We start from the raw sequence: 2,295 nt of genomic DNA, 5'->3' as shown, positions 1-2,295 counted from the left end.
TTTCCAAGCTCTGGAAAATGTTTTTGCAAGATTTTAGGTTTTTTGTCTATTCCAAAAACTTTGCGCGTGAGCGAAAAAGCGTTTGAGTGCACTCCCGATGATGCTATCGCTATAACAACGTCGCCGTTTTTTACGCTTTCTTTATTCGGTATTTTTGATTTCTCTACGATGCCCACCGAAAAACCGGCAATGTCGTATTCGTCAATTTTCATTAGTCCCGGGTGTTCAGCTGTTTCGCCGCCGACAAGAGCGCAGCCCGCTTGCACGCAGCCGTCAGCTACGCCGCTTACAATCTGTTCAATTTTTTGTGGGATGTTTTTTCCGCAGGCGATGTAATCAAGAAAAAATAACGGTTTGGCGGCGGCGCAAATTATGTCGTTGACGCACATCGCCACGCAATCAACGCCGACAGTATCGTGCTTGTCCATGAGCATCGCTATTTTTAATTTAGTGCCTACTCCGTCAGTCCCCGAAACAAGCACTGGCTCTGAGCTTCCCTGTTTTGGAAGCGCGAAAAGTCCGCCGAAACCGCCAATGCCTTCGAGCATGCCTTCGATCTTTGTGCGGTCAACGTGTTTTTTCATTAACTCAACCGCTTTGTAACCGGCTGTTACGTCAACGCCTGCGGCTTTATAACTTTCGCTATGGCTGTCTTTCATTTAATTTTTTCCTGAAGTTGTTTGTCTTTTTCGAGCACTTTATTTTCCATGTCGAGTTTCATGACTGCAAGTTTTTCCGCCAGAGCGTCATCGCCTGTTGCCAGTATCTGTGCGGCTAAAATTGCGGCGTTATCAGCGCCGTCAATGGCTACTGTGGCGACAGGGATTCCCGGCGGCATCTGTACTGTGGCAAGGAGCGCGTCAAGTCCGTCTAAGGTCGATTTTATCGGGATGCCGATAACGGGGAGCGTAGTATGTGCCGCAATAACTCCGGCAAGGTGCGCCGCCATTCCTGCAGCCGCTATAATTACCCCAAAGCCGTTTTTTCTGGCATTTTTGGCGAAGTCCGCCGCCCTTTCAGGGGTTCTGTGGGCGCTCATTACATGCGCTTCAAGCGGAATACCGAAGTCTTTTAGTTTCTTAAACGCTTTTTCAATTACAGGCAGATCGCTGTCGCTTCCCATTACAACCGCAACTTTTTTCATATCCCCTCCTGAAGTTGTTGATATTTTACTATAACATTTTTTGTGGGGATTGTAAATCTTAGGGAAACCTTACATCTTCAAGCGCTAATAAGCATTTTATCATTGTTATTTGTGTGGAGAACCATTAAAAGCTCGCTTTTATATTTTCCTTTCCACTCCATGTCATTTTCCATTTTTATCTCAAATACAAAGACATTCCCCCATACCTTTCCTCTACACCCACGCTATACGCCCAAAGCATTCTCCCCTCTCCACCACACGATGTATGCCAAAAGAATTTATTCAGTACAGTCAGGCAGACAACCAAAATGGAAGTGGCCTAGTCGTATCTTCGGTATGCGGCATTTAAAACAAAAAAATTAATCTAACGGGGTAAAGCATGAAGGATCTTTTTCATATTCTTTCATTCTTTCGTCAATCATTGCTATTTCTTCAGGGGAAGCTGGTTCTATTACCGGTTTCCAGTAATCATTAGAAAGAAAATTCATCAATGGTATTATTACCGGCAATGATTGTTCCGGTATTGTGTCAACCATTGTATGTAGTTCTTTTCTCAAAACGGCTGCTGTCATCTTTTGCCCCCTTTGTTCTTCTTGTTATATACTTGCCCTCTTGGGTCAAGATGCGATACAAATATATGATCTTCCCTATACCGAAATAATGCCCTGTAACTGCCTATTGTAAGCCTAAAATTGCCGGGTTGCCCTACTATTGGTACAATATCACCTTCGGGCGGCTCTTTTTCCAGTCCTTTCAATGCCTTTCTAATATGCCCTTTGTCAGGCTCGTTCAAGCGATCAAGATATTTTCTCGGTATGTTATGTAACAATACTTGCATAGCCTATTTGTATTATCCTTCCTTTTGCCTCTGTGATCAAGCCCCAAAATTCCCTCTCCCTCACACGATGTATGCCCAAAGAATTTATTCAGTACAGTCAGGGCAGGCGGCGCACGCTGTAAAAACTTCGGAAGAACCCGCCTCGCACTGGCGGCCACCTAAAGGCGGCCTTGCTTTTATTGGGGACTGCGGCATTTATTGGTGCTCTCAGCGTGCGGCATTATTGATCTACACGGCTACGCCGTGCGTTTATTTGGCTGTGAGGAATTCGGCGACTAAACAGCGGGGGGTAGAAAGCTTTATCTAGGGTATG

At 45.1% G+C, this 2,295-nt stretch carries 4 protein-coding genes; all 4 read right to left on the bottom strand.

Annotated elements, in window-relative coordinates; all coding sequences use genetic code 11:
- The coding region (gene purM, locus ACYVRH_RS11895; protein WP_461257131.1) for a phosphoribosylformylglycinamidine cyclo-ligase at window positions 1–659 on the bottom strand (659 nt) is incomplete at its 3' end.
- Window positions 656–1,144, bottom strand: a complete 489-nt coding sequence (purE, locus tag ACYVRH_RS11890; protein ID WP_461257130.1) for a 5-(carboxyamino)imidazole ribonucleotide mutase — start codon at window positions 1,142–1,144, stop codon at window positions 656–658. The genes purM and purE, both read right to left, overlap by 4 nt.
- A 359-nt stretch (window positions 1,145–1,503) precedes the next feature.
- Window positions 1,504–1,716: a hypothetical protein gene (locus ACYVRH_RS11885; protein WP_461257129.1), complete on the bottom strand. Its 213-nt coding sequence runs from the start codon at window positions 1,714–1,716 to the stop codon at window positions 1,504–1,506.
- Window positions 1,713–1,982 carry a type II toxin-antitoxin system RelE family toxin gene (locus ACYVRH_RS11880; protein ID WP_461257128.1) on the bottom strand — a complete coding sequence of 90 codons (270 nt, stop codon included), beginning with the start codon at window positions 1,980–1,982 and terminating at the stop codon, window positions 1,713–1,715. The genes ACYVRH_RS11885 and ACYVRH_RS11880 overlap by 4 nt, the downstream gene beginning before the upstream one ends.
- Window positions 1,983–2,295: the final 313 nt, after the last annotated feature.

It is taken from the genome of Treponema sp. R80B11-R83G3, from assembly GCF_054786115.1.
Note: the sequence above shows the minus strand (reverse complement) of the source record. Positions and strands in the feature narration are given on the sequence as shown.

Excerpts from the sequence above, each read along its gene's own strand:
- ACYVRH_RS11885 (WP_461257129.1), bottom strand. The coding sequence starts at position 1,716 with ATGACAGCAGCCGTTTTGAGAAAAGAACTACATACAATGGTTGACACA.
- ACYVRH_RS11880 (WP_461257128.1), bottom strand. The coding sequence starts at position 1,982 with ATGCAAGTATTGTTACATAACATACCGAGAAAATATCTTGATCGCTTG.
- purE (WP_461257130.1), bottom strand. The coding sequence starts at position 1,144 with ATGAAAAAAGTTGCGGTTGTAATGGGAAGCGACAGCGATCTGCCTGTA.